The sequence below is a fragment of the Nocardioides kribbensis genome, from assembly GCF_015070375.1.
In the GTDB taxonomy this organism is placed as follows: domain Bacteria; phylum Actinomycetota; class Actinomycetes; order Propionibacteriales; family Nocardioidaceae; genus Nocardioides; species Nocardioides kribbensis.
In genome coordinates this window covers 1-2688 of the sequence record NZ_JADCLL010000012.1, presented here as the reverse complement: position 1 = coordinate 2688, position 2688 = coordinate 1, and the positions used below count along the sequence as shown (strand labels likewise).

1 rRNA gene and 2 pseudogenes are annotated in these 2688 nt (G+C 68.4%); all 3 read right to left on the bottom strand.

Features of this window, described 5'->3' with window-relative positions:
• Nucleotides 1-1612: 1612 nt before the first annotated feature.
• Nucleotides 1613-1915, bottom strand: a pseudogene (locus IR170_RS19755) (IS481 family transposase); the annotation flags it as partial.
• Between the two features lie 117 nt (nucleotides 1916-2032).
• Nucleotides 2033-2113 (bottom strand): annotated as a pseudogene (locus tag IR170_RS20550) (hypothetical protein); the annotation flags it as partial.
• A 503-nt stretch (nucleotides 2114-2616) separates the two neighbouring features.
• Nucleotides 2617-2688 (bottom strand): 5S ribosomal RNA (rrf, locus tag IR170_RS20565); the annotation flags it as partial.

The following is a 2688-nucleotide window of genomic DNA, read 5'->3' as shown; positions in this document are numbered from 1 at the left end:
ACCAACCCCCAAAAAGGAGATCAGCCAACGGGGCATAACAAACTAATTCGTCGACTATGACACACTGTTGAGTTCTCAAGAATCAGACGCACACCGTCCCAGACCGTTTCCGACCCGGCGGCGGGGCAACCCGGAGAAACTTACCCGCTCTCCCTCTCGCTATCAAATCCGCGATTCGGGGGAACTTCCTCGTCCTCCTGACGCACACCAGCAGCCGCTTCGTGGACCGCTCTCGCGGCCCGCGGCCGCTCGTGGCGACTCGGAGAACAGTACGCAGATGCCACGCAGACGCCAAATCGAGTCGTCCACACCCCTTCGAGCGTTGCAGCACCGCCGAGTGGGGGCATCGACAGACGTCCTGGCCCGATCATCCACGTCTCCCTGCGGTGACGCGGCGCCACCGCGCGTCCAGCCGCAGTGGTCGGAAGCGAACGCGCATCGGGCGCCGTCGGTGGACGTCCGTGGCCTGTGGAGTCGGAGGACCGGGGGTCGGCACCGAGACGCACGACGGAGAGCTGGTCGCTGGACCTGGTCGGGCAGGAGGGCATGCCACGACGAGAGCCCCACGCCCTCCCCTCCCCCCAACATTCGACTCGGCCGCGGGCTGCCCGGTCGGTCGACCTCCTTGTCAGTGGCTCCACGGCTTGCTTCGGTGCGACGGCGTCGGTGTCGTCCTGCGCCACCACCGCACCGCTTGAACCCGTGGGGTCGGCGTTCCTGGTCTCCGATCAGTCACCTCCTCGCATCGTGGTGCAACCGCTCGCCATGCGGGCTCCCGCGCAGCGGCTCGTCGTCGGGGCCGTGGTCCCTCCCCTTGCGACAGCCCCACCCACGCGGCGCCGACGGTCCCACCATCGCGGCCCGGTGGTGCCCATGCCCCCAGCGCCGTGGTCGCACTCACCAGTGGATGCTCAGCACCGGTGACATCCCAGCCCGCTGCATCCCCCAGGGAGCTCGTGCTCGCACAGCCCCGGTCGCCTGACTCGGCCCCGTCCAGCTGACCGACTCCTCGAGCCCACCGTTCTCCGCACCCGGTGGGTGGTCTGTCTCGGGACGAACGGGTCCGGCGCATCGGGTGGCGGGAGTGGTTGGCCCCCCATCGGCGGGGTGCCCCGGTCCAGAGCCCATCGGGTCGGCGAAGGACACCTTGAGGTCGGTGCCGCTCAAGCTGTGGCGGACCGCGTCGCCGCTGGGTTCGCACCCAGGTAGTCGAACGGCCGACCCGCCCGCGGTGCCGATCACGGGTTCGGCTTCGGCGGGTCGCTGTCTGATGGGCGTCAGCGGGTCGCTGACCTCGCGTCGCCGTTCGCCCTCGCGTGGCGGTGGATTCTTGGTGGATCGTCTCCGGACCCACGCGCACCTCCGGTGCGGGCTAGGCAATCAATCATCAGCCGGCTGGTGATTTGCTGCGCCGGCCATCTCCTCCTCAGACTCATCTCCGCATAGTCGCCCAACCCGGGGTGACCCCCTGCGTGGCCCGCCGAGGGCGGGCGCGGCGTTCGACCGAGATCGCGCCGCTGCCCCCCGAAGACGCCTCGGTGTGATGCCCCCCCCAGGTTGTTCACCTGGTGATGGGTGCGGCCTCCCCGATTGACAGAGCGGCGAGTCCGGCGGATTCGGAGTTGTAGAACTTCCTGAAGGCCCAGCCCTCGGCCAGGGTGCGGCGGAACCGCTCGATCGTGCCGTTGGTTTGTAAAGGGTAGGGACGTGTGCGTTTCGGGGTGATCTCGAGCTCGGCTCAGGTCTCACGCCACAGGTGGAACTCCTAGCAGCCGCCGTTGTCACCGAGCACCCGACGAACGGTGACGCCGCGGACGGCGAACCAGGTGAACGCGTTGCGCAGGACCTCGGTCACGATCTCCTTGGTCTCATCGTCGCGGGCCGTGACGTAGGCGACCCGGGGGTGGTCGTCGATGACGTGGATCAGGTCGCCGGGGTGCTGGTGTCCGTATCGATGTGGGACAGGCGGTGCAGCCGGCACCGGACATCGTGAGCCGCTCGCCGATCTCGACCGGACCCTCATGCCGTCAGGACCCTCCTCGCGGCAACGGGCCGTCCACTTCGCAGCGGTCTGCCGCGACACGTCGAACCGTTCAGCGGTACGAGCCGGCTTCCAGCCCTGCCAACGACGTCAGATCGCGTCGTCGCAGGTTCTCGACCACCATGCCGGGTCATCGCGCCACGCCACGCGAGGTGGTGCCGCACCGCGACTCGCGACCGGGGCGGACGGAGAACGTCACACCCCCGCCGCGATCGGCCTGCCCGACCGTCCCTCGAGGAGTGGGCCCTGACATTGGCCGCGCTCGAGGACGCTCAGGTAGCGGGAGTCGTTGACCGACTCGGGACAGCACACGACCCGACCAGCTGGGTAGGCACGCCCGCGATGACCGTGATGCCGCTGCCGGGCCTCGGCTTGTGCAAGCCTCGCCGGCGACGATGCCGGCCTCGTGGGTCCACGCGTAGCACCCCACGGCTCGGGGTCTGCGCCGTGAGCGACCTCTGCTCCGACCGCAGTGCGCTACTCGATCGATGGACTGGGACGTGTCCTGCCTGTGAGGTCCTGAAATGGCTTGTGGGGCCACCCGGTAACAGGTGACCCCACAAGCACTAAGAATTGTCCGGCGGCGTCCTACTCTCCCACAACCTCTCGGTTGCAGTACCATCGGCGCTGAAAGGCTTAACTTCCGG